We start from the raw sequence: 24,237 nt of genomic DNA, 5'->3' as shown, positions 1-24,237 counted from the left end.
GCCGCCCCCCTCAAACCCGGCAAGCGCCCCGCTATCGGCAGTCGACCCGATACCGGCCCACTTCTGCCGCCGCCATTGGAGCTGGAGCAGGCCATCAGCGAATGGACCCGTGGCAGTGAGGGGAGCCAGCTGCTCGCCAGACTGTTTGTCGCCGAGCAGGGGCGCTCGTTGCCCGCCCTGTTCAGCCAGCTGAGCATCTCCCCCGCCCTGCAACCACAGATAAGCGAGCTGCTCGAGGAGCTCTATCGCCTCAGCTTCGAGCAACCGGCCAACTATGGGCAGCGCAGCAAGGCCATCTGGGAGGAGATCGCCATGCTGACCGATCCGCAGACCCAGGGGCGGCTCGAACGCACACTCGGCAGTGACGACCCCTACCGCATGCGCGAGTTGCAGGGCAGGATGGCCGAGCAGGGTGAGCTGCTCAGTGCGCCGCAGCGCGACGCCTTGCAGCGAATGATGGTCGACGCAGAGCAGCAACTGACCCAGAATCTGGCCACCGACCCGGAACTATGGCTGGAAGCCCAGCGCCAGGCCACCCAGCAGTTGCTGGCCCAGACGGCCAGTCTGCTCAACGCACACCAATATCAGGTGCTGCGTGACATGCTCGAGCTGGATCTGCTGCACCAGGAGGTCAGCACCCGTCTCGAGCAGATCTACCAAGACCTAGACCCTCAACCGGAATCATGATGATGCGCTCCCTGCTGTTGCTCTCTGCCCTGCTCTTCTCCCTCACCGCTCACGCCGAAGGCTTTCTGACCCGACTGCTTCACCATCCCGTCCCCGGTGGCGTGGCCGTCCTCAATCTGGGGGATGGCTCCCAGCCGCCGCAGGCCAGCTTTAACGGCAAACCGGTCATGGTGGTGAAAGAGGAGGGAACCCACTGGATTGCCGTGGTCGGCATCGACCTCAAGACCCCCACAGGGGAGCAGACGCTGAGCGTAAATGATGGCCGCACCCTCTCCTTCACCGTGCAACCCAAACGCTATCGTGAGCAGCACATCAAGCTGGCCAACAAGCGCCAGGTCAATCCGCTGGCCCAGGATCTCGAGCGCATCAACCGCGAACTGGCCGAGCAGAATAAGGCCTACGCCACCTTCACCCCCGGCACACCGAGCAACCTGCTGCTCGACAGACCGGTCAGCGGCCCGCTCTCCAGCCCCTTCGGCCTGCGCCGCTTCTTTAACGGCGAGGAGCGCAACCCCCACTCCGGCCTGGATTTTGCCGCCAGCCTCGGCACCCCGATCAAGGCCCCTGCCGCCGGAACCGTCATCCTAGTGGGTGACTACTTCTTCAATGGCCGCACCGTCTTCATCGACCATGGCCAGGGGTTCATCAGCATGTTCTGCCACCTCTCCGCCGTCGATGTGAAGGTGGGCGACAAGCTGGCACGCGGCGCCGTGCTCGGCAACGTCGGCATGACCGGACGCGCCACCGGCCCGCACATGCACTGGAATATCAGCCTCAACGGCAGCCGGGTCGATCCGGCCATCTTCATCGGTGCCTTCAAGCCCTGAGTGAGCCGTGCTGGCGGCTCTCCTGCCACATGGCCGCCAGCATGATCGACGCCAGCAGGGTGCTGCAGGAGGAGAGCGACAGCCAGACACCGGGCACCCCGAACAGGTAACCGAAACCAAACAGGAACAGGCCGATCAGCACCAGCTTGCCCCCAGTCAGCAGCGAGGCGATGCGCGGCCGGTTGATGGCCTGGAAGTAGGTGGCGCCGACCAGCAGCAACCCCTCCATCGGCAGCCCCCAGAAGTAGAGCCAGATCCCGAGGGTGGCCACCGGCAGCAGCTCGGCATTGTCGCCGGCAAACAGCCACACCGCCCCCTCGGGCCAGAGATAGAGCGGAACCCAGCCCGCCACGGCCACCATCAGCGTCACCCCGAGCGCCAGGTTGCGGATGCGCAGCACCCGCGCCCTGTGCCCGGCTCCGGCATTGAAACTGGCGATGGGCTGGATGCCCATGGCGATCCCCTCGAAGATGAGATAAAAGAAGGCCTCGGTGTAACTGATCACCCCGTAGGCCGCCACATGCAGCGAGCTGCCGACCCACAGCAGCGCCTTGTTATGCAGCGCCAGCACCACCGAGAGATAGAGATACATGAGAAAACTCGAGATCCCGAGGCGCAGCGTCTGCCCCATCAGGTGCCACTCAGGCAGCAGGGTATGGCGACGGATGCGCAGGTGGCTGCGCGCCGTGAAGAAGTGGCTGAGCGCCCACAACCCGGTCACCGCCTGGGAGAGCATGGTGGCGATGGCCGCCCCGGCCAGCCCGAGCGGAAAGACCACCATCAGCAGATAGTCGAGCAACACATTGAGCAAGCCGCCGACCACCAGGATGCAGGTGGTGAGGCCGGGTCGACCGTCATTGCGCAGAAGCGAGGTAAACGCCATCGAGAGCACAGCAAAGCCGCCGAGCCTGGCGTACCAGTTCAAATAATCGAGGCCGGCATCAAAGATAACGCCCTCGGCCCCCATCCAACGCAGCGCCTCGTCCCCCCACCACAGCCCCATGCCTCCCAGCAATGCCGAGGCAAGCAGCACCAACAGCAGGGCATTGCCGACGATATGCCGCGCCAGCGCCCTCTCCCCCTTGCCGAGGTGAAACGAGGCGAGCGATGAGGCCCCCATCCCAATCAGGGCCCCAACCGCATAGAGCACGGCGCAGATAGGGTAGGCAAGCATGATGCCGGCCAAACCATCCTGACCCAGAAGATGGCCGACGAAGATACCGTCGATGGTGACATAGACGCCCGTCACCAGCATGGCGGCGACGGTCGGTGTGACATAACGCCAGAACAGGCGGCCAAGCGGGGCTGAACCCAGGTCACTGACAGACATGGAGATATCTCGAGACGAAAGGAGCGCCATCATAACGTATCCGCCCGACGCACTGGAGCCGAAGCGGTGCTTTACCCTGCCCTCCCCCTGGCTTAGGCTAGTGAGCACCTGCCGCCCACGGCCAACCCTCCTCCAGGAATTTGACCGAGACGAATCATGCGCCTTTCTCTTTTTTTGTTGCTGTTTTTCCTCGCCTTCCGCCTCGGCGCCGCCCCCCTGCCTGTCATCCCCCAGATTGAGCAGCAGCTTGCCACCGTCCCCCAGGGGGATGCCGCGGAAAACCTGAAGCTGCGCGAAGCGCTGCAACAGGCGTTGCAGGCGGCCCGCGAAGGGGAGCGCTACCGCGGTCAGATCCAGAGTTATCAGGAGGCGCTGGTCAGCTACCCGCAGAGCTCGCTAGCCCTCAAGGAGCGGTTGCAAGACTGGCGGCCGCCCCAGCGCGGTCAGCTCAACCGTCTCAACGAAGCGGACTTGAGCTTGGCCATGAGCAAGAGCAGCAACCGCCAGCTCGAGCTGCGGCGCCAGCGCCAGACCCTGACTGACGAGCTGAGCCAAATGGAGAGCGGCGGCTTTGACTACCACCAGCGGGTGGACGAGCTGCGCCGCCAACTGTTGCAGGTGCGCCAGCAAAACGAGCGGCTGGCCCTGAGCGCCGAGAGCGGCCGCCTCGACGAGGCCAACCGCCTGTTGAACCAAGTCCGCGAGCAGAGCCTGAGCGATCGCATCATGATGCTCGAGCTCGAACAGCTCTCGTCCCCCCAGCGCACCGATCTGGCCAAGCTGCGCCTGCAGGAGGTCAACCTCGCCATCACCGACGAAGACGAGTGGCAAGCCAGTCTGCTGGCCCGGCAGAACCAGCTGCGCCGTGAAAAGACCGAACAGGCGCTGGCCGAGAGTGAACGGCTGCGCCAGCAGCTCACCTCGGATCAGCCGCTGTTGCAGGAGATGCAGCAGTACAACCAGACCCTCTCGCTGCGCCTGGGAGCCCTCGAAGACGAGATCGACACGGTGCAGCAGGAGCAAAAGCAGGTGGATCAGCGCCTCGGCGAGTTGGGAGAGCTGGGCAATACCCTGCGCGAGCAGCTGGAGTGGCTGCAAGTGAGCAACGCCTATGGGGAGAACCTGCGCAGCAAGCTCGGCGATCTGCCGCCCCCCTACCCACTTGGCAAGCTCGAAAATGGAATCGTCCAGACCCGCATCAGCAAACACCAGTATGAGAACGAGCTGGCGGGGCTCACCGACCTGACCCTGAGCAAGCGCCAGTTGGAGCATGCGGCAACGCTGGATCGCGCCCAGCAAACTCTGCTCGATACCCTGCTCAAGGCGCGCCGCCAGCTGCTGACCCGCCTGACCGATGCCGCCGACAGCCTGTTGCAGGAGCAGACCCGCCTCAAGCTGCTCTACAGCCGCCAGAACAGCAAGACGGCCGAGATCCGCGAGCAGGGCACCAGTCACCTCTTCTGGCTGCCGGATGTGCGGCCGATCGGGCTGGAGCAGCTTACCTCACTGCCGAGTGCACTGGCCCTGGCCTTCGCCCCCGGCAACTGGCAGCAGTTACCGCTGGCACTGGCCGAAAATCCACTGCCGACCCTGGTCTTCTCGCTGCTGGCGCTGGCCCTGCTCGGCTATCTCTGGCTGCGCCTGAGCCGGCATCTGGTGGCCTATACCCAGGAGATAGCGCCACGCATCGGCAAGGTGACCCAGGACAAATTCAGCCTGAGCACCCGCTTGCTCCTGCGCGCCGTGCTGGCTGCCCTGCCGCTGCCGCTGATGTTGATCCTGCTGCAACGCCTGCTGGCGGGTGACTGGGAGTACCCCTTCGCCAATGCGGTGGCCGGCAGCCTTAGTCAGCTCTGGTTCCTGCTGCTGGCGCTGCTGCTGACACGCCACCTCTGTCTCGAGCGCGGGCTGCTCAGCCTGCATTTTCGCTGGTCGGAAACACGGGTACAGAAGATCTGGCGCCAGTTCCGCACCCTGATGCTAGTGCTCATCCCCAGCCTGTTTATCCAAGGGGTGGCCGACGCCTATCCCGAACACGCCTTCTACGACACCATAGGCCGCCTCGCCTTCGTGGTCGGCTCCCTCTGGCTGCTGCTCTTCTTCACCCGCCTCAACCGGGAGCGATTGCCGCTCACCTGGGGGCAGAGCGACATGAGCAAGCCACACCTGCTGCACCACTTCATCTGGAATCTGCTGATGCTGGCGCCACTGCTGGCGGTGCTGGGAGCCCTGCTCGGCTACTTCTATACGGCGCGCACCCTGCTGCGCCAGCTGGAGCTCTCGCTGCTGTGTGCCCTCCTGTTCCTGCTGGTCTACTACCTGGCGCGGCGCTGGATGCTGATCCAGCGTCGCCGCCTGCAATTCGAGCGGGCCAAGGCCAAACGGGCCGAGAAGGTGGCCCAGCGCGGCCAGCAGGAAGAGAGCCAGGGCGAGCAGCACGATCTGGTCGATGACAACCTGGAGCCGGATCTGGACACCATCAGTGCCCAGTCACTCGGCCTGATCCGCACCCTGCTGACCCTGGGCTATGTGGCGCTGATGCTGGTGCTCTGGTCGGATTTGAACGCCGCCTTCCGCTTCCTCGGCGACATCGAGCTGTGGCAGGTGAGCAGCACCATAGGCGGCATAGAGCAGCTCAACGGCATCACGCTGCAAGATATCGCCGTGACCGCCTTCATCTTCATCATCACCATCGTCATGGTGCGTAATCTGCCCGGCCTGCTCGAGCTGACCCTGCTGCAACACCTGAGCCTGACCCCGGGCACTGGCTTTGCCATCACCACGGTGACCAAGTACCTGATCCTGGTCGTGGGAGCATTGCTCGGCTTCTCCATGCTCGGCATCGACTGGTCGAAGATCCAGTGGCTGGTGGCGGCCCTCTCGTTCGGCCTCGGTTTCGGCCTGCAAGAGATCTTTGCCAACTTCGTCTCGGGTCTCATCATCCTGTTTGAAAAGCCGATCCGCATCGGTGACACGGTCACCATCCGCGATCTCACCGGCACCGTCACCCGCATCAAGACCCGGGCGACCACCATCGTCGACTGGGATCGCAAGGAGATCATCATGCCCAACAAGGCGTTCATCAACGAACAGTTCATCAACTGGTCGCTGTCGGATGCCATCACCCGGGTCAAGCTGCGCATCCGCATCGGGCTGAGCGCCAACGTCGACGACCTCGAGCCGCTGCTGCATGAGGCCATCCACGACTGCTCTTTGGTGCTCGATACCCCCACCCCCTCCATCTACCTGGTGGAGTTCACCGATTCGGCCCTCATCTATGAGCTGCGGGTCTACGTCAACAGCCTCGACGATCGCATGCCGATCACCCACGAGCTGCACAGCAAGGTGCTCGCTCGCCTGCGTGCGCACGGCATGACACTGCCCCACCAACAAGTCGACATTCGCCTGACCCGGGCCTAAAGGAACCTCTATGCAACTGATTGCCCACCGTGGCGCCAGCGGACTGGCACCGGAAAATACCCTCAAGGCCTTCGCCCTCGCACTCGAACTGAGGGTGAGCGCCATCGAGCTCGACGTGCAGTGGGCCGACGGCGAGCTGTGGGTGTTCCACGATCGCCGTCTCGAGCGTTGCAGCAATGGGCGCGGCGTGCTGACGCGCCAATCGCGGGAATACCTGGCCAGCCTAGATGCCGGCGAGGGGGAGCGCATCCCGACCCTGTGGCAGGTGCTACAGCTGGTTGCCGGCCAGTGCGAGCTGCACATCGAACTCAAGGGGCTGCACACTGCCGCCCCGGTGGCCGCCCTGACCCGGCGTGCCGAAGCCGAGCTGGGCTTTCGACCCGAGCAGTGGCTCATCTCTTCGTTCGACCACAAGGAGCTGCTCGCCTTTCAGCATGAACGCCCTGATATCCGCCTCGGCGCGTTAATTGCCGGGCAACCACGCCATCTGGCGCGCTTCGCCGCCGAGATGGGGTGCTGGTCGCTCAACTGCGATGTGGACTTCACCACCCCGGTACTGGTGCAGGACGCCCATAGCCGGGGGCTCAAGGTGCTGGTCTATACGGTTGACGAGATTGAAGAGTGGGCGTGGCTTGAAGCGATGGGGGTGGATGGGATCTTCACCAATCATCCGGAGCAGCGCCGCTCAGGCAAGGATGAAATTGAGCTATAGCTTAATCAGCCATGTACCGTCAGGTTCGCGGGACTGTGGCCGATAACCAGAAGTCACAACACACAACTCTCGCTGTAGGACTCGTATAAGGAAGTACATCATGAATCTGTCGATCAAGAACAAGCTGGTGCTTGCCATCGGCCTCATCATACTGGTCATCACCGGCTTGCAGGTCTGGTACAACACCTCGCAACTGCGCGAAGAGACCCGCAAGCTTATCTGGAATTCCGTTGATATCGCCTCCGTCTCCAACGTTCAGGGGATCTCACGCTGGCTGGATGCCCGCATCGGCATCATTCAGGCCGCCAAACACGCCTTCGCTCAAGACGACAATCCCGTCAGCTACTTCTCCATGGATGAGCAGGCAGGTAATTTTGACTTAGTCTACGCCGGCACCTCGGATGGCAAGATGATCCAGAGCCATCAGACCAGTTTGCCCGCCGGTTATGATCCGCGCCAACGCCCCTGGTACAAGGACGCCATGGCCGCCGGTAAGCTGGTGATCACCGCCCCCTACGCCGATGCCGCCAGCGGCAACTTGGTGATCACCATCGCCGAACCCTTCACCCAGGGAGAGACGAAAGGGGTCATCGCCGGTGACATAGCCATCGACGCGCTGATCCGCGATATCCTGGCCATGGACATGGAAGGGACCTACGCCATCCTGGTCGACAGCAGCGGCACCATCATCGCCCATCCGGACAAAAATCTGGCGATGAAGCAGACCACCGAGATCTCCCCCGACCTGACCCCGGCCAAGATCAAGGAGATCGGCAGCGACAGAACCATTTCTGAGATGGTGGTCGGCGGCAAGATGAGCGTCTTCGATCTGACCCAGATCCCCAATACCAACTGGTATTACGGCATCGTCATCGATCAGGAGGTAGCCTATCAGACCGTCAGCCGCATGGTCACTTCGGCCATCTGGCAGGGACTGCTCACCATACTGATCGTCGCCGGTATCTCCTTCCTCGCCATCAGCGGCTCGCTGGCCCCGCTCAAGACGCTGGGTGACGCCATTGCCGACCTCTCTCGCGGCAATGGGGACCTCACCCGCCGCATCAAGATTGAACGGGACGATGAGGTCGGCACGGTCGCCCACCACGTCAATGCCTTCATCACCCGGATCCACGAGATGGTCAAGGATATCTCCGATTCGTCGGTCGAGCTCAACCAGCAGGCCACCTCCTCCTATCAGATGGCGGAGAAGACCAACCAGGGCCTCTCCCGTCAGCAGGGCGAGATCTCTCAGATCGCCACCGCCGTGCACGAGATGTCGGCCACCGCGGTCGAAGTCGCCAGCAACGCCGAGCAGACCGCCGAGGCGGCCCGTGCCTCCGCCGGCAGCTGTGAGCAGGGCAAGCAGGTCATAGCCCGCAACCAGCGCTCCATCACCGAGCTGGCCTCCCAGGTCGAGCATGCCTCCAGCATCATCCAGGAGCTCGAGAAGAACGCGCAAGAGATCAACACCATCCTCTCCACCATCCAGGGGATTGCCGAGCAAACCAACCTGCTGGCCCTCAACGCCGCCATCGAGGCCGCACGTGCCGGCGAACAGGGGCGCGGCTTTGCCGTCGTGGCAGATGAGGTGCGGGTGCTCTCCCAGCGCACCCACAGCTCCACCGTGGAGATCCGCAGCATGATCGAGACCCTGCAACGCAATACCCAGGGGGCCGTCACCACCATGCACGAGAGCCAGCAGCTGGCCCAAAACAGCGTGGACGACGCCAGCAGCGCCACCACGGCGCTTGAGCAGATCGCCGGCTCCATCGGCCAGATCTCCGACATGGCCACCCAGATCTCCAGCGCCGCCGAGGAGCAACGCGCCGTCACCGACGAGGTGAGCCGCAACATCCAGGCCGTCAAGGACGTCTCGGATGAGCTGGCCGGAGAGGCCAACAGCAGCCGTAACATCGCCAACCAGCTCAAGAACATATCGGGCGAACTCAACGGACAGGTCGGGATGTTCCGGATCTGATCCATCACCATCCAAGAGGGGGCCGAACGGCCCCTCTTTTTATGCTAACGTATGCATACCAAATCACATTTGTGCATAAATACAGCAAGGATGTGGGGAGCCCTCTCTGACGATAACGAGCCAAACCCTCAACTATCTCAATAAAAACCTTAAAAAATACAGGTTTATTTACCTAAAAAGAGAGGTGTTTCTCATTTTAATCATTGATATGCGCGTATCATGCGGCCCTTATTGAGAACAACGATGACGCAGCGGACAGTCCTCTTTTGGAAGGTAGGGGAACAGTGCTTTTTCCCAGGGATGTAGGGGAGTGTGAATAAATTCACCAAGCCGACGTGTTAAAACAGACCTGTTTGACTTGCATCAAGCCTGAATTTTTTTCGTAGAGCAAAATCGTGCCCAGCAAACCTATCCCAAAGGAGGCAGATGTGGATATTATCAAGACCGATGTTGCCATCATCGGTGCTGGTGGTGGTGGCCTTCGTGCCGCGATTGCCGTGGCGGAAGCCCACCCCGATCTGAAGATTGCCCTGATCTCCAAGGTCTATCCGATGCGCAGCCACACCGTCGCCGCCGAAGGCGGTGCAGCTGGTGTAGTGCGTGATGACGACTCCCTCGAGAACCACTTCAACGACACCGTCTCCGGCGGTGACTGGCTGTGCGAGCAGGACGTGGTCGATTACTTCGTCGAGCACGCCACCGAAGAGATGGTTCAGCTGGAGCACTGGGGTTGCCCCTGGAGCCGTAAGCCCGATGGCAAGGCCAACGTCCGCCGTTTCGGTGGCATGAAGATCCCGCGTACCTGGTTCGCGGCTGACAAATCCGGTTTCCACATCCTGCACACCCTGTTCCAGACCTCCATCAAGTATCCGAGCATCCAGCGCTTCGACGAGCACTTCTGCCTCGATCTGGTCGTTGAAGAGGGTCGCGTACAGGGCGTGGTGGTGTTTGACATCCAAAACGGCATCACCCGCTTCATTCAGGCCAAGTCGGTCATCTTCGCCACCGGCGGTGCCGGTCGCGTCTATCGCTTCAATACCAACGGTGGCATCGTCACCGGCGACGGTATGGCCCTGGCCTATCGCCATGGCGTTCCCCTGCGTGATATGGAGTTCGTCCAGTATCACCCGACCGGCCTGCCGGGCAGTGGCATCCTGATGACCGAAGGCTGCCGTGGTGAAGGCGGCATCCTGGTCAACAAGGATGGCTACCGCTATCTGCAAGAGTACGGCCTCGGCCCGGAAACCCCGGTCGGCGAGCCGAAGAATAAGTACATGGAGCTGGGTCCCCGTGACCGCCTCTCCCAGGCCTTCTGGCAAGAGCAGCAGAAAGGCCGCGTGTTCGAGTCCCCGATGGGCGACTACGTGCACCTCGATCTGCGCCACCTCGGCGAGAAGTACCTGAAAGAGCGCCTGCCGTTCATCTGCGAGCTGGCCAAGGCTTACGTGGGTGTGGACCCGGTCAAGGAGCCGATCCCGGTTCGTCCGACCGTGCACTACACCATGGGCGGTATCGAGACCAACGGCCAGTGCGCCACCCGTCTGCCGGGCCTGTTCGCCGTCGGCGAGTGTGCCTCGGTCGGCCTACACGGTGCCAACCGCCTGGGCTCCAACTCCCTCTCCGAGATCGTGGTGTTCGGCAAGGTAGCCGGTGAGTCCGCCGCCAAGCACGCCCTCGAGACCCAGCACGGCAACACCGACGCCCTCGCCGCCAAGGCCAAGGCGCTGATCGACCAGCATCTCGCCCTGATGGATAACGATGGCACCGAGAACCCGGCCGATATCCGCAACGATCTGGGCCGCACCATGGAAGCCGGTGTTGGTATCTACCGCACCGCCGAGCTGATGCAAGAGACCATCGACAAGATTGCCGAGCTCAAGCAGCGCTACAAGAAGGTGAAGATCAACGACAAGTCGTCGGTCTTCAACACCGACCTGCTGTACGCCATCGAACTGGGCTACCTGCTGGACGTGGCTGAATCCATGGCTCACTCCGCCATCAACCGTAAGGAGTCTCGCGGCTCCCACCAGCGTCTGGACGGCTACGAAGAGCGTGATGACGTGAACTTCCTCAAGCACACCCTGGCGTTCTACAACCCCGAAGGGGCCCCGAACCTGGAGTACTCCGACGTGAAGATCACCAAATCCCAGCCGGCCAAGCGTGTCTACGGTGCCGAAGCAGAACAACAGGAGGCCAAGAAGAATGGCTGAGATGATGGAAATTGAGATCCTGCGCTATCGTCCCGAGCAGGACAACGAGCCCTGGTTCCAGACCTTCCAGGTGCCGTTCGCCAAAGAGATGTCCCTGCTGGAAGCCCTGAACTACATCAAGGACCACCTGGACTCCACCTTAAGCTTCCGCTGGTCCTGCCGGATGGCGATCTGCGGCTCCTGCGGCATGATGGTCAACGGCGTGCCCAAGCTCGGCTGCAAGACCTTCCTGCGCGACTACACCCCGGGCAAGATGCGTATCGAGCCGCTCAACAACTTCCCGATCGAGCGTGATCTGGTGGTGGACATGTCCGACTTCATCGAGAAGCTCGAGAGCATCAAGCCCTACATCATTCCGAAGGAAGAGAAGAGCCTGTGCGACGGTGAGTACCTGCAGACCCCGGCCGAGCTGGAGAAGTATCGTCAGTTCTCCATGTGCATCAACTGTGGCCTGTGCTACGCCGCCTGCCCGCAGTATGGCCTGAACAAGCAGTTCACCGGCCCGGCCGCCCTGGCGCTGCTCTATCGCTACAACGCCGACAGCCGTGATGGCGCGGCCGCCGAGCGCATGAAGATCGTCAACGCCGACTCTGGCGTGTGGAGCTGCACCTTCGTCGGTTACTGCTCTGACGTGTGCCCGAAGGGCGTCGATCCCGCCGCTGCGATCCAGCTCGGCAAGGTCGAGAGCGCCAAGGACTACATGATCGCCATGTTCAAGCCGGAGTGAGACCATGAACAACGAAAACAGCAAACGTAAGCCTTACGTCCGCGAGATGAAAAAGGACTGGTGGTTGAAGAACGCCTTCTACACCGGTTACATGATCCGTGAGGGTACCAGCCTGTTCGTCTCCATCTATGCCGTTGTGCTGATGTGGGGGCTGCTGCGCCTGGTGCAGGGGCCCGATGCCTTCAACGCCTGGCTCGAGTCGCTGCAAAACCCGCTGGCCATCCTGTTCCACGTGATCGCACTGGCCGCCTGCCTGTTCCACGCCAAGACCTGGTTCGCACTGGCCCCCAAGGCGATGCGGATCTTCAAGGGTGATCAACTGATCCCCGAGAAGCCCATCGTGCTGGTCCAGTACGTGGCTCTGGCGGTGGTATCCGCGCTTGTTCTGATCATCGTGGCATGAGGAGAGAGACCATGAGACGTTCCGATGAACCTATCTACTGGGGTCTGTTTGGTGCGGGCGGTATGGTGGTTGCCATGCTGCTGCCGATCATCGTCCTCATCACCGGCCTGCTGGTGCCGCTTGGCATCATGGACGTGGAAGCCATGAGCTACGAGCGTGTGCTCGAGTTCGCCAGCTCCTGGTGGGGCGCCGCCATCATCCTGGTGATCATCGCCCTGCCGATCTGGCACGGCATGCACCGGATCTACCACGGCCTGCATGACCTGGGGATCCACACCACCAAGCTGCACCACTACGTGTTCTATGGCTTCGCCTTCCTGGTGTCCGCCATCACGGTGGGGCTGCTGATGGTGCTGCTGTTCCAGTAAGTCGTCGATAATAAAAAAACCGGGCCATGGGCCCGGTTTTTTTATCTTTAGACTGCGCCGCCCCTCAGGGGGGATGCGGCTCGGACAGCTTCTGACCCGCACCGGCCATTCGCCCCCATGCGTTGCGAACAATGGGTCTACAATGACCCGGTCATTAATAGAGGAGAATAGACATGGGTATCCTTTCCTGGATTGTTCTTGGCCTTATCGTCGGCATCCTGGCCAAGTGGATCATGCCGGGCCGCGATGGGGGCGGCTTCATCATGACCGTCGTTCTCGGCATCGCCGGCGCCCTGGTCGGCGGCTTCATCAGCACCAGCCTGGGGCTTGGCAGCGTCAACGGCTTCAACGTGGCCAGTCTGCTTATCTCCATTGCCGGCGCCTTGCTGCTCCTGTTCATCTATCGCCGCATCCGCAGCTAAACAGAAACAAGTTCAGAAACGGACGACATACAGGGGAGTGACAACCCCTTATGCTTCCCGGCGTGGCTCACCTCGACGTCACGCCAATCACTTTCACCATTGGTCAACATTGATTTAGATTTATCGTGCCCCGCCTCTGCGGGGCTTTTTTCGTCCTCATGCCGGGCGGAGCAAGCTTGCCAGAAGAGGGTGGATAGAACACCGGCTCTGCCGCGAACAGGCTTCAGCATCAGACCCGCGGCGGGATGCTCATGACGGGTAGGCGCTCAGCCCAGCAGCAGATAGAGCTGGTGCGCCGCCACCCCGGCGCACAGGCCGCCCATGGTGTGGGCGACGATGGCGCGGGAGGTAAGGTGGCGATAGCCGAGGGCATCGAGCATGGCGGTGTGAGTGCTCAGAAAGCCGCTCCAGCACATCCCCATGGCGGTGAAGACGGCAATCTCGTTGCCACCAATCCACCCCTTGGCGATAAAGGGCGGCACCAATGACATGGCCGCCCCCACCGCGCCGAGGGAGGTGACCGGAAAGGCGACCAACTCAGGCTGGGTGAAGCCGAACAACAGCTCAAACAGCCCTCCCACCTTGGCAGCCAGTGCCGGCAGCAGGGCCACCCCCTGGAACGCCTCACCGCTGTAGCCTTTCTCCCCCGGCCCGAAGGTGAGCAGCATCACGAAGGTGCTGATGATGAGCACACCAGGGATCACCGCCATGCCGAGCTCAGCCCCCGACTTGCCCCCATCGAGCAGGGCGTTGAGTACCCGCAGCCAGATAGGGGGACGCTCATGTTGGAGCCCCGCCGCCCCCTCTTGCGTTGCCGGTGCCTCATCGATGGGAGTATCCCCGACCAGGGGACGGATCATCCGCTGCATTAACCGGGTGGAGACGACCGAGCCCACCAGAGCCCCGAGCAGGCCGGTCAGCGCCGCCTTGACGGTTGAGCCCCCATCGCCAAGCTGCAAGGTCGCCATAAAGGTGACCACGATGAGCCCCATGCCAAACGCAGTACCGAAGTTGGTGAGCGATACCAGTTGCCAGGGAGTGAAGCCGCGACGAAAGCGGTGGTCTTTGGCCAGGCTGATAACGGCCGGATTGAATCGCCCCGGCTTCTTTAGACACTTTGAGCCGTTCGAAATATTGCTTTTCACACTCTACTGGTGATAACCCATTGTTGAAACTGTGCCGACGCTTGGGGTTGTAAAACATTTCAATGTAATCGAACACATCCTGCCGGGCCTCCTCGCGATCCGCATAGGTTTTACGTCGGATCCGCTCGCGTTTGAGGAGCTGGAAGAAACTCTCCGCCACCGCGTTATCATGACAATTGCCACGTCTGCTCATGCTGGCCTTGAGCTGGTGCTCCCGCAAAAAATCCAGCCAGTCATGACTGCTAAACTGGCTCCCTTGATCAGAATGAACCAGCACTTCCTGCTCGGGTTGCCGTCGCCACACCGCCATCAGTAACGCGCTGATGGCCAACTCTCGGTCGATCCGTGACCCCATTGACCACCCAATGACTTGTCGTGAAAACAAATCCAATACCGCGGCCAGATAGAGCCAGCCTTCATGGGTTCGGATATAAGTGATATCCGTTACCCAGACCTTGTTTGGCTCAGTCACATCGAACTGGCGCTCAAGATAATTCGGTGCAACCACCGTTGGCCGGCCACCATAATGACCGGGACGGCGGCGATAACCGGTTTGTGAACGTAAACCTTCATGACGCATTAATCGCGCCACCCGGTGTTTCCCGCAGGTCTCGCCCATCTCTCGCAGGTCGTCCCGGATCTTGCGATAACCATAGACGCCGCCGCTTTCTAGCCAACATTGCTTGATCTGGCCTAGGAGTCGTTGGTCTTCCAGAGCTCGGGTAGATAAAGGCTGGTGCAGCCAGGAGTAATAACCGCTCGGGTGGACATTCATCATCCGACACAGTCGGCGGATGGGATGTGTGGACGCGTGCTCCCGGATGAAGGCGTACCTTACCCTGACAGCTTGGCAAAGTACGCGGCGGCCTTTTTTAAGATATCTCGCTCATCGGTGACGCGGCGCAGTTCAGCCTTGAGGCGCCGAATTTCGGCTTGCTGGCTGGAGTCATGCTGTTGCTGCGCTTCGGGTTGGTTGTAGCGTTTGATCCAGACATAAAGACTGTGGCTGGAAACACCAAGTCGTTCAGCGACCTCTGCCACTGGGTAATGGCGCTCAGTCACCTGCTTGACGGCGGCCAGTTTGAATTCTTCCGTGTAACGTTGCTGCTTGCTCATAACACCTCCTGAATGACCTCAGTTTGAGGCTCTTGGGGTGTCTAGGAAAGTAGGGGCGATTCACCTGGGATACCGCCTCTGGCACCGACGCCAGCTCCAGTGATAGCCCCCTTAATTGCTCCCTTGGTGCTGCCCTTTACCGTGAAATCTATACTGCCGTCTCTCATGGGCTTGATGCTGATCGCGGCTACTTGTTTACGCAAAATTTGGTGGATAAACATGCTCTGTCCTTTGAATCGTGGATATGAAAAAGGCCCTGAGTGGTTAGCTCAGGGCCTGATGTTCTGGATGAACATGGTTTTAATATATGTTTCAAAATGTGATGTAAGCGGTTGCGCATTATATATATTTCACGCACCATGCCATGGTTAATCATATGTATATCAAGGATGGCGAGGGAGGATATGGATGCTAGATTTAAATGAGCATAAGAAAATTGTAGTTCTGATTGATGCAGATAATGCGCAATACTCGAAAATAAAATTCATTCTCAACGAGATATCAACTCATGGGCATATTATCACAAAGCGAGCCTATGGTGATTGGTCTAGCGAACATCTTAAAAACTGGAAAACGACGCTAAACGAATTGGCAATCCAGCCAATACAACAGTTCGCGTACACAACTGGGAAAAATTCAACTGATGCATCGCTGATAATAGATGCAATGGACTTGCTATATACAAACCGCTACGATGCGTTTGTTATAATCTCCTCGGACAGTGATTTCACCAAGCTAGCCTCTCGCTTGAGAGAAGCAGAAATGTATGTTTTTGGTGTTGGAGAAAACAAAACCCCGATAGCCTTTAGAAATTCATGTGACAATTTCATTCTTACTGAGAACCTCGGTGACACGGCCATTTCATCACCATCCAATGATGCAGTCAGAAAATCAACTGGCGTTATTCCGCAAGAAATCATAGATATTTTATTTTCTGGCTGGCAACAGTTTAAAGATGATGAGTTAACTTCAGGTCTCGTGGAGTTTGAAAATAATGACAGCGATTGGGCCAACATTGCTGGTGTAGGGAATCTTTTGAAAAGAATAAAACCTGACTATGACTCCAGAACTTATGGGGTGACAAAATTACCAGAGCTAATAGAAAAAACGGGCCTATTTGATCTTGCGAAGTTTAAAGGTAAAGGACGGGTTAACATCATCGCTTACCGGCCAAAAAATCCTAAAAAGCGTGAATGAATAGTTTGGAGTTGAGTGCTGGTGCTCGTTTGCTCAGGTGTATAAATACGTATAAATATTACTAGGATAAGCTTTTATGGACGATAAATTATTAAGTGAAGCTATTGGAAGATATCTCATAGAGTATTTATTAGGATTTCAACCCGAAGAGACAACCGTACCTAATTTCTTTGCTGCGAGTGGCGCTGGCTACCTTGAAAACCCAACCAGTGACCTAATGGCACTATTTATGGGCAAGGATAACTATACCAAACCCTGGTTGTTAACATCCCTCCTCAAGATTCTTGGGCATGATATTGATTGCATTGATTTATCATCCTCTGTCGTTTACAGAGAGGCTAACACAAGCCAGAAATCTCGCTTGGATATATTTATCAAGCATGATGATTTTATAATCGGCATAGAAAACAAAGTATTTGCTGATACGTATAATCCATTCTCTGATTACAATGACTATTTAGACCAACAAGTTGACAACAATCAAATAGTTTATCGTTGCATATTAAAGCCCGACTCAAATAAGGCGGCAGGTATCGAAGGCTGGGAAACGATTACCTACTCTAAGTTGGTACAGTCGGCTCTGGAGAACTTTGGCCTTGAGATATTAAAGGATGAGTTTAGCAAATGGACTGTGTTCTACCGTGAATTTTTAGAGCACTTGTCATCATTAAGCGGTTTGGTTGAAGAGACTGTTATGAAGAAAAATGATATTCAGTTCGTTGAAGAGAACTTTCATGCATTAGTGAAGGCTGAGGAGGTTCTCGCTCTATTTAAGAAACAAACAATAAATGATGTGAAATCGGTGCTAAGCAACACCATATCAGATAACAACATTTCCATTTCAACGAACAATTGGGAATGTAATTATAAAGCGATTCATCTAGCGCCTTCGATATGGGGAGACAGCGGAGTTAGCTTTGTATATTACCCATCGATTGTTGGGAATGGTTTGTCCTATTATATAAATGCTTGGATATGTAAAAGTGATTACCCTTTGACCGCTGAATTACATACATCAATAACGCAGGGTAAACGCTATCCAGAACTGGAAGATATGATGAATGCTGATAGTGAAGTAAAAAACACAAAAAACACGCTGGAAATCAACTATATCGCTTGTCACATCGATAAAACGAGTGTTTTAGCCTCACTCGAAACTCTCGCGGTATGGATGAGCAAAATTTTACAGAAGTGATTTTCACTGCCCTCCTTTCAGCGTGCTAAAATCCTGCGCCGCTTGATGAACCCGATCAACTGCTTTGTGTTTGGCTTAAACTCAAGCCATCAAGCGGCATCTTAGACTTCTAATTGCCGTACAGACCGGATATCCCCCAGACTCACGCTGAACATATCCGGTCAACTCTGCTTCGGTGACTTTTGGCATCAGGGTTGTCACCCGTTCTCATTCTTGCCCGCCATCCTCTCTGATTGCGTCTCTCCGGTCTTGTCTCCGGTCTTACCATAGCCAATACACTCAGCGGCAAAGACCGGAGCTGACGACCGGAGAAATGACCTGACGACGCACTCGCCTATCTACTCATCTTTGTGACGAAGTGCTCCACATACATACCTTGACCACCCAGACCAGATATAGACCGGGCCAGGTTATGGAACAGAAACCAGCAACCACAAACGTAGAAGGGGGGCACTATGCCCCCTTTCGGAAATACATGCTCTCGGCTTAACAGAGCTGCATATGAATCTCACATTAATCCAATTATGACTGGGTCAAATCCTTAACTGTCTTGGATGGGCCGTTAGTTTGCACAGAGGCAATGCCGTTCTCGGCTGATGACTCGCTAGCGTACATCTGGCTCACACCAATGATCTGGTGGTTCTTGGCCTTCAGGTTAAAGTGCCACTTCCCGTTTACAGCCGGTTTCAGGTCATAATTGGCTCGTTCAGGTGAATTGGTCTGCACCGATGCGATACCGTTCTCCGCTGAAGCACGACTGTTGTACATCTCGCTAGTCAGGATTACCTCGCCGTTTCCCGCTTTTAGTACAAAGTAATGTTGCTTACTGCTAGAAAGTTTTAACTCATACCAACCCATGAAAATGCCTCCAGTCACCATTTGGAACACTCAGATTAATCTCTTTTCAGCTCTCAATACCGGGGGCTCACTCACATAAACTGAATAAAAAACACACAACCCAACTTACTCCCCACGAGAAATGCAAAGAGGCTCCGAAGAGCCTCTTTTTGTTTCCGTGTCTGAACCCGACTCAGCCCAGCAGTAGATAGAGTTGGTGAGCGGCCACACCGGCGCACAGGCCGCCGATGGTGTGGGCAACGATGGCGCGGGAGGTAAGGTGGCGATAGCCGAGGGCATCGAGCATGGCGGTGTGAGTGCTCAGAAAGCCGCTCCAGCACATCCCCATGGCGGTGAAGACGGCAATCTCGTTGCCACCAATCCACCCTTTGGCGATAAAGGGCGGCACCAGTGACATGGCCGCCCCCACCGCGCCGAGGGAGGTAACCGGAAAGGCGACCAACTCAGGCTGGGTGAAGCCGAACAACAGCTCAAACAGCCCTCCCACCTTGGCAGCCAGTGCCGGCAGCAGGGCCACCCCCTGGAACGCCTCACCGCTGTAGCCTTTCTCCCCCGGCCCGAAGGTGAGCAGCATCACGAAGGTGCTGATGATGAGCACACCGGGGATCACCGCCATGCCGAGCTCAACCCCCGACTTACCGCCGTCGAGCAGGGCGTTGAGTACCCGCAGCCAGACAGGGGTGCGCTCATGTTGGAGCCCCGCCGCCCCCTCTTGCGTTACCGGTGCCTCATCGATAGGAGTATCCCCGACCAGGGGACGGATCATCCGCTGCATCAACCGGGTGGAGACGACCGAGCCCACCAGAGCCCCGAGCAGGCCGGTCAGCGCCGCCTTGACGGTTGAGCCCCCATCGCCAAGCTGCAAGGTCGCCATAAAGGTGACCACGATGAGCCCCATGCCAAACGCGGTACCGAAGTTGGTGAGCGATACCAGTTGCCAGGGAGTGAAGCCGCGACGAAAGCGGTGGTCTTTGGCCAGGCTGATGACGGCCGGATTGTCGGAGAAGAAGGTCATGAGAGCGGCCAGCGCGGTGCGGCCCGGCAGACGAAACACCGGCCTCATCAGCGGCGCCAGCAGCACCTCCAGCAGGCGGATGACGCCAAACTCGCTGAGCAGCTGGCTGAGCGCCCCGGAGAGCACGGTGATCCCCATGATGAAGAGCACGGTGTTGAGCAGCAGCTGATGGGCGGTATTGAACAGGGTATTGACCATGGCCGACAACCCCATGTGACTGCCCAGGTACCCGAACAGGGAACCCAGAACCAGCAACATCAGCAAGGGTTCACACCAGAGCAATACAGTGGCCAATGAGGGACGGCGCGAAAGGGTTTGATGATCCATGTTATTCCTGTCATCTGAGGAGTACGACCGGATATAACAGATAATGCGGTATTAAATACGACCTGGGGCCGCCATCACCACAACTTATTCCGCCCGCTCGCACGTAGCAAAGGGGGCGGATTATAACAGGCTGGCGACAGCCATAGAATTGTGGTCAGCCTAGATCCCACCGCGAAGAGCGTCTCAGGGATAGGTGATCGTCACCCGCTTCACATTAGCCTGTGCCAGCGTCTCGGTCTTAATCTGAGCCTGCCACAGGGTGTTATCACCGCGCTCCAGCTGACGCCACGCTATGCTGCGCGGCTGTAGCTCATGATCGCGCCAGCAAAGCATGGAGAGCGACGTTTCATCATGCTGCACCGCACAGGGCGCCTCGATGATGGCGCCACGAAAGTGGATCTCCCCCCCATCCGCCGCCACAACAGAACCACATAATCCACTCAGTCCGACGAGAAATACAACGACACGTTTCATATAACCACCTCCATCTTGACACACCAAAATGGTTGCCATGACTTCCTTTCACTGGCGAACCGGCGCGGTATGCCACTCCTGTGTGTCATTCCTTTCCTCTGCGCTTCAGAGGGGCCGGGTCTACTGCTCACTACTTGATTCCAGCTTAAGTGAGAGTCACTGAACCCAAGCCTTATATCGACGGTAAGTGGTTAAAATGAAGGCTAATTTCTATTTTTCAGACAAAAAAATAAGCCCGGTCTTACGACCGGGCTTATTGAAGATGGCTCCTCCGACTGGACTCGAACCAGTGACATACGGATTAACAGTCCGCCGTTCTACCGACTGAACTACGGAGGAATTGTAAGTGGTGCCCAGAGACGGAATCGAACCGCCGACACGGGGATTTTCAATCCCCTGCTCTACCGACTGAGCTATCTGGGCAAATGGTGCCGGCTACCGGAATCGAACTGGTGACCTACTGATTACAAGTCAGTTGCTCTACCTACTGAGCTAAGCCGGCACACTTCAAACCATTGTGCATGAACAAATTTTTATTTCATGGCACCAAAATGTGGTGCCCAGAGACGGAATCGAACCGCCGACACGGGGATTTTCAATCCCCTGCTCTACCGACTGAGCTATCTGGGCGTGGGCGCTATTAAACGGATTTTGACTCGGCGGGTCAACGGGAAAATTCAGTTTTCATCTCGTTCGTCTTTTTTTTATCCACCGGGCAGCGTTTTGCTAACTCAAGCTTTACTCTTCCGGCTCTGTCTCACGCTTACAGCGCCACACCTTGGGCTCTTCACCGCGCATCAGGCGCGCCATGTTCTCATGGTGACGGATCAGGATGAGGCAGGAGAGCAGCGACACCGGCAGGGTATATTCGGGCTTGAGCAGGTAGGTAAAAACAGGGGTCAGCAGCACGGTGATGATAGAGGCCAGCGAGGAGTAGCCGCTCACCAGCAGCACCACAAACCAGGTGACCATCACCAGCCCGCCCATGGTGAAGCCGATGGGGAGCATGGTGCCAAGAGCGGTGGCCACCCCCTTGCCCCCCCGGAAACGGAAGAAAACCGGGTACATGTGGCCCAGGCAGGCAGCGACGCCGATAAAACCGAGAAACACCGGCTTGATGTCAAAAAACCAGGCCAGGTAGACCGGGATCAAGCCTTTGAGGATATCGAGGATCAACACGGCGGCGGCGGCACCTTTGCCACCCAGGCGCATCACATTGGTGGCCCCCGGATTGTGGGAGCCGAACTCGCGCGGATCCGGCAACCCCGCCGCCCTGGAGATCAGTACGGCGCTGGAGAGGGAACCTCCCAGATAAGCCAGAACAATCATCAAAAAGGTGAGGGCGGTCATCTTGGTCGTTCTTACCGTGCCATGAATGGAGTATGATGCGGGCGTTTGCGGTGCGGCTCACGCCGTTATCGCCTCCGGCAGAAGGTCTGCCAGTGCCTGCATCCCGTTGCTCGCAACAATACGTCAAGATTAAAGAAGAAGTAGTGCTATGGACAAGGTGTTTATTCGCGGTTTGGAGGTTTTGTCCACCATTGGGGTGTACGAGTGGGAAAAGGGGATCCGCCGCAAGCTGCTGCTGGATCTGGAACTCGGTTTCGACAACCGCCCCGCGGCCGCTACCGATGACATTCATCTGGCACTGGATTATGCCACCCTCTCCGAGAAGATCGCCCAGCACGTGAGCAACACGGTCGTCGAGCTGGTCGAGACTATGGCCGAACAGGTCGCCACCCTGGCCCTGAGCGATACGCGGGTACAGTGGGTCAAGGTGACCCTGACCAAACCGGGCGCCGTGCCCAACTCGGCCGGCGTCGGCGTCGAGATCCTGCGCCACCGCACACCGAACCCGGCCCAGCAGTAATGGCCCGCATCTACATCAGCCTCGGCTCCAATGTCGAGCGCGACCACCATATCCGTGCCGGGCTGGACAGCCTCTATCGCCTGTTTGGCAACCTCACCGTCTCCCGGGTGTTTGAAAGCGAGGCGGTCGGCTTCATCGGCCGCCCCTTCTACAACCTGGTCGCGGCTGCCGAAACCGAGCTCCCCCTCGGCCAACTGGCCCAGGCCCTGCGCGAGCTGGAATTTGCCCACGGCCGCGCACTGGATGCCAAGAAGTTCGCCCCGCGCACCCTGGATCTCGACCTGCTGCTCTATGACGACACCGTCTGCGAGCAGCCGGTCAGCCTGCCACGCGGCGAGATCCTCACCAACGCCTTCGTGCTCTGGCCCCTGGCCGAGCTGGCCCCCGATCTGCGCCACCCCCTCGATGGCCGCACCTATGCCGAGCTGTGGGCCGCCTACGACAAAGGGGCGCAGCAGCTCTGCCCCATTGTGTTCAACTGGCAACCCTGATCGGCAAAACGGGAGGCTAAGCCTCCCGTTTTTATTGCTGAGCGCGCGTGCCGCAACGCCGCCACTACGGCGCTGACGCATCGCGACGCGGGGTCGGCTCACACTCCTCCTGACCCAGCTGGGCGAAGATCAGGGCGGCCAGCATCGACATCACCCCCACCGCCACATAGGTGATGTGGAAGGTCGGCAACCAGGTCTCCTGCTCGCCATGGAACAGATTGAGCAGGCTGGCTGCGATGGCGATCCCCATGCTCATGGCCAGTTGCATCACCACCGAGAGCAGGCTGTTGCCGCCACTGGCCTGCTCCGGCCCCAGATCCTTGAGGGTCAGGGTGTTCATCGCCGAGAACTGCAACGAGTTGAACGCGCCGAACAGCCCCAACCAGCAGAGCAGAGCCCAATAGGGCAGCCCAGCATCGATGAAGGCAAAACCGCTCATCATCCCCCCCAACAGCAGGGTATTGCCGATCAGGATGCGACGATAACCGAGCATGGGGATCAACCGGTTGACCAGCGTCTTGGTCAACATGGCTCCGAGCACGGTGGGGATCATGGTCATGCCCGCCACGCTCGGTGAAAACCCCAGCCCCAGTTGCAGAAACAGGGGGGTGAGAAACGGCATGGCCCCGCTGCCGAGGCGGGCAAACAGGTTGCCGAGGATGCCGATGGCAAAGGTGGAGGAGTGAAACAGCGAGAGGGAGAAGAGCGGCCGGGTGGCGCGCGCCGCATAGAGCCAGTAGCCGGCCATGGCCGCCAGCCCCGCCAGCAACATCAGCAGCGAGATACCGACCGAGAAGCTGCGCTCCCCCATCCCTTGCAAACCGAGGGAGGCCAGCACCAACCCCAGGCTGAACAGGGCAAATCCCTTCCAGTCAAAACCGCTGGTCGGCTGGTAGAGATCCGGCATGAAGCGCCCGCACACCAGCAGCCCCAGCAGTCCCACCGGCAGGTTGATGAGAAACACCCAGTGCCAGGAGGCCACTTCCACCAGCCAACCACCGAGGGCCGGGCCGATGAGCGGCCCCACCAGCCCCGGTATGGTGACAAATGACATGGCGCGCAGCAGCTCGCGCCCCTGAAAGATGCGCAGCACGGCGAGCCGGCCAACCGGCACCAGCAAGGCACCGCCGATCCCTTGCAGCACCCGGGCCGTCACCAGCAGCGGCAGGCTCGGTGCTGCGGCACACGCCAGCGAGCCCAGGGTGAACAACAGGATCGCCAGCAGATAGATGCGGCGGGTGCCAAAGCGATCGGCCAGCCAGCCCGACGCCGGAATGAGCAGCGCCACCGTCAGCACGTAGGCGATGATCACCGACTGCATGCGCAGCGGGCTCTCGCCGAGCGAGGCCGCCATCGCCGGCAGGGCGGTGTTGAGAATGGTGGCGTCCAGTGCCTGCATGAAAAAACCCACGGCAGCCAGCCAGGGCAAAAGCTTGCGCTCGAAAGGAGTCAGCATGGACACCTC

General features: G+C 58.7%; 20 protein-coding genes, 4 tRNA genes and 2 pseudogenes. 14 read left to right on the top strand and 12 right to left on the bottom strand.

Going from position 1 to position 24,237, the window contains the following annotated elements; genetic code table 11:
* Nucleotides 1–687 (top strand): hypothetical protein (locus tag BN1134_RS20095; RefSeq protein ID WP_042048749.1); only part of this gene is annotated, 687 nt, incomplete at its 5' end.
* Nucleotides 688–689: 2 nt separating this feature from the next.
* Nucleotides 690–1,514: a peptidoglycan DD-metalloendopeptidase family protein gene (locus BN1134_RS17460; RefSeq protein ID WP_198133212.1), complete on the top strand. Its 825-nt coding sequence runs from the start codon at nt 690–692 to the stop codon at nt 1,512–1,514.
* On the opposite strand, the gene BN1134_RS17455 is transcribed toward BN1134_RS17460, so the two are convergent.
* Nucleotides 1,504–2,844 carry an MATE family efflux transporter gene (locus BN1134_RS17455; protein ID WP_042048747.1) on the bottom strand — a complete coding sequence of 447 codons (1,341 nt, stop codon included), beginning with the start codon at nt 2,842–2,844 and terminating at the stop codon, nt 1,504–1,506. The two genes, BN1134_RS17460 and BN1134_RS17455, sit on opposite strands and share 11 nt — an antisense overlap.
* Before the next feature lie 156 nt (nt 2,845–3,000).
* Here BN1134_RS17455 and mscM point away from each other — a divergent pair, with 156 nt between their 5' ends.
* The 8 genes from mscM to BN1134_RS17415 all read left to right on the top strand — a co-directional run bounded on the left by mscM (nt 3,001) and on the right by BN1134_RS17415 (nt 13,084).
* Nucleotides 3,001–6,264, top strand: a complete 3,264-nt coding sequence (gene mscM / locus BN1134_RS17450; protein WP_052449531.1) for a miniconductance mechanosensitive channel MscM — start codon at nt 3,001–3,003, stop codon at nt 6,262–6,264.
* A gap of 10 nt (nt 6,265–6,274) precedes the next feature.
* A complete protein-coding gene (locus BN1134_RS17445) occupies nt 6,275–6,976 on the top strand; it encodes a glycerophosphodiester phosphodiesterase (RefSeq protein ID WP_042048746.1) in 702 nt (233 codons plus the stop codon).
* Nucleotides 6,977–7,076: 100 nt separating this feature from the next.
* Entirely contained in the window at nt 7,077–8,954 is a 1,878-nt protein-coding gene (locus tag BN1134_RS17440; RefSeq protein ID WP_042048745.1) for a methyl-accepting chemotaxis protein, read from the top strand.
* 428 nt (nt 8,955–9,382) lie between these two features.
* Nucleotides 9,383–11,164 carry a fumarate reductase (quinol) flavoprotein subunit gene (frdA, locus tag BN1134_RS17435; RefSeq protein WP_042048744.1) on the top strand — a complete coding sequence of 594 codons (1,782 nt, stop codon included), beginning with the start codon at nt 9,383–9,385 and terminating at the stop codon, nt 11,162–11,164.
* Nucleotides 11,157–11,891, top strand: a complete 735-nt coding sequence (locus tag BN1134_RS17430) for a succinate dehydrogenase/fumarate reductase iron-sulfur subunit (protein WP_042048743.1) — start codon at nt 11,157–11,159, stop codon at nt 11,889–11,891. The genes frdA and BN1134_RS17430 overlap by 8 nt, the downstream gene beginning before the upstream one ends.
* Before the next feature lie 4 nt (nt 11,892–11,895).
* Entirely contained in the window at nt 11,896–12,294 is a 399-nt protein-coding gene (locus BN1134_RS17425) for a fumarate reductase subunit C (RefSeq protein ID WP_042048742.1), read from the top strand.
* Between the two features lie 11 nt (nt 12,295–12,305).
* Nucleotides 12,306–12,662 carry a fumarate reductase subunit FrdD gene (gene frdD, locus BN1134_RS17420; RefSeq protein WP_042048741.1) on the top strand — a complete coding sequence of 119 codons (357 nt, stop codon included), beginning with the start codon at nt 12,306–12,308 and terminating at the stop codon, nt 12,660–12,662.
* A 173-nt stretch (nt 12,663–12,835) separates the two neighbouring features.
* Complete coding sequence (locus tag BN1134_RS17415; RefSeq protein ID WP_042048740.1) at nt 12,836–13,084, top strand: GlsB/YeaQ/YmgE family stress response membrane protein; 249 nt, start codon at nt 12,836–12,838, stop codon at nt 13,082–13,084.
* A gap of 266 nt (nt 13,085–13,350) precedes the next feature.
* On the opposite strand, the pseudogene BN1134_RS17410 reads toward BN1134_RS17415, so the two are convergent.
* Together BN1134_RS17410 and BN1134_RS19470 are read right to left on the bottom strand one after the other, a co-directional pair.
* Nucleotides 13,351–14,175, bottom strand: a pseudogene (locus tag BN1134_RS17410) (CD0519/CD1768 family membrane protein); the annotation flags it as partial.
* Nucleotides 14,176–14,200: 25 nt separating this feature from the next.
* Nucleotides 14,201–15,345, bottom strand: a pseudogene (locus BN1134_RS19470) (IS3 family transposase); the annotation flags it as partial.
* 408 nt (nt 15,346–15,753) lie between these two features.
* Here BN1134_RS19470 and BN1134_RS17390 point away from each other — a divergent pair.
* Nucleotides 15,754–16,542, top strand: a complete 789-nt coding sequence (locus BN1134_RS17390) for an NYN domain-containing protein (protein WP_042048736.1) — start codon at nt 15,754–15,756, stop codon at nt 16,540–16,542.
* A 76-nt stretch (nt 16,543–16,618) separates the two neighbouring features.
* On the top strand, nt 16,619–17,737 hold the full coding sequence (locus tag BN1134_RS17385; protein ID WP_052449530.1) for a PD-(D/E)XK nuclease family protein: 1,119 nt from the start codon (nt 16,619–16,621) through the stop codon (nt 17,735–17,737).
* Between the two features lie 522 nt (nt 17,738–18,259).
* On the opposite strand, the gene BN1134_RS17380 is transcribed toward BN1134_RS17385, so the two are convergent.
* From BN1134_RS17380 to plsY, 8 genes are all read right to left on the bottom strand, one after another.
* The gene (locus tag BN1134_RS17380) at nt 18,260–18,595 is read right to left on the bottom strand and encodes a YegP family protein (protein WP_042048757.1); all 336 of its coding nucleotides are present in this window, start codon (nt 18,593–18,595) and stop codon (nt 18,260–18,262) included.
* A 172-nt stretch (nt 18,596–18,767) separates the two neighbouring features.
* Nucleotides 18,768–19,937: a CD0519/CD1768 family membrane protein gene (locus BN1134_RS17375; RefSeq protein WP_042048735.1), complete on the bottom strand. Its 1,170-nt coding sequence runs from the start codon at nt 19,935–19,937 to the stop codon at nt 18,768–18,770.
* A gap of 183 nt (nt 19,938–20,120) precedes the next feature.
* Nucleotides 20,121–20,411 (bottom strand): fimbrial protein, encoded by a 291-nt coding sequence (locus BN1134_RS17370; protein WP_156991855.1) that lies wholly within the window; start codon nt 20,409–20,411, stop codon nt 20,121–20,123.
* A gap of 263 nt (nt 20,412–20,674) precedes the next feature.
* Nucleotides 20,675–20,750: transfer RNA gene (locus BN1134_RS17365), tRNA-Asn, on the bottom strand.
* Nucleotides 20,751–20,758: 8 nt separating this feature from the next.
* Nucleotides 20,759–20,834 (bottom strand) — tRNA-Phe (locus BN1134_RS17360).
* A 3-nt stretch (nt 20,835–20,837) separates the two neighbouring features.
* Nucleotides 20,838–20,913 (bottom strand) — tRNA-Thr (locus BN1134_RS17355).
* 52 nt (nt 20,914–20,965) lie between these two features.
* A tRNA-Phe gene (locus BN1134_RS17350) sits at nt 20,966–21,041 on the bottom strand.
* 108 nt (nt 21,042–21,149) lie between these two features.
* Complete coding sequence (plsY, locus tag BN1134_RS17345; protein WP_084214860.1) at nt 21,150–21,761, bottom strand: glycerol-3-phosphate 1-O-acyltransferase PlsY; 612 nt, start codon at nt 21,759–21,761, stop codon at nt 21,150–21,152.
* A 148-nt stretch (nt 21,762–21,909) separates the two neighbouring features.
* On the opposite strand from plsY, the gene folB reads away from it, so the two are divergent.
* Both folB and folK read left to right on the top strand, forming a co-directional pair.
* The gene (folB, locus tag BN1134_RS17340) at nt 21,910–22,281 is read left to right on the top strand and encodes a dihydroneopterin aldolase (protein ID WP_042048733.1); all 372 of its coding nucleotides are present in this window, start codon (nt 21,910–21,912) and stop codon (nt 22,279–22,281) included.
* Nucleotides 22,281–22,772 carry a 2-amino-4-hydroxy-6-hydroxymethyldihydropteridine diphosphokinase gene (gene folK / locus BN1134_RS17335; protein ID WP_042048732.1) on the top strand — a complete coding sequence of 164 codons (492 nt, stop codon included), beginning with the start codon at nt 22,281–22,283 and terminating at the stop codon, nt 22,770–22,772. The genes folB and folK overlap by 1 nt, the downstream gene beginning before the upstream one ends.
* Before the next feature lie 64 nt (nt 22,773–22,836).
* Here folK and mdtD read toward each other — a convergent pair whose 3' ends face one another.
* The gene (gene mdtD / locus BN1134_RS17330; RefSeq protein ID WP_042048730.1) at nt 22,837–24,228 is read right to left on the bottom strand and encodes a multidrug transporter subunit MdtD; all 1,392 of its coding nucleotides are present in this window, start codon (nt 24,226–24,228) and stop codon (nt 22,837–22,839) included.
* Nucleotides 24,229–24,237 lie beyond the last annotated feature (9 nt).

It is taken from the genome of Aeromonas simiae, assembly GCF_000820125.1.
GTDB lineage: Bacteria > Pseudomonadota > Gammaproteobacteria > Enterobacterales > Aeromonadaceae > Aeromonas > Aeromonas simiae.
This window is presented reverse-complemented; position numbering and strand designations above follow the sequence as displayed.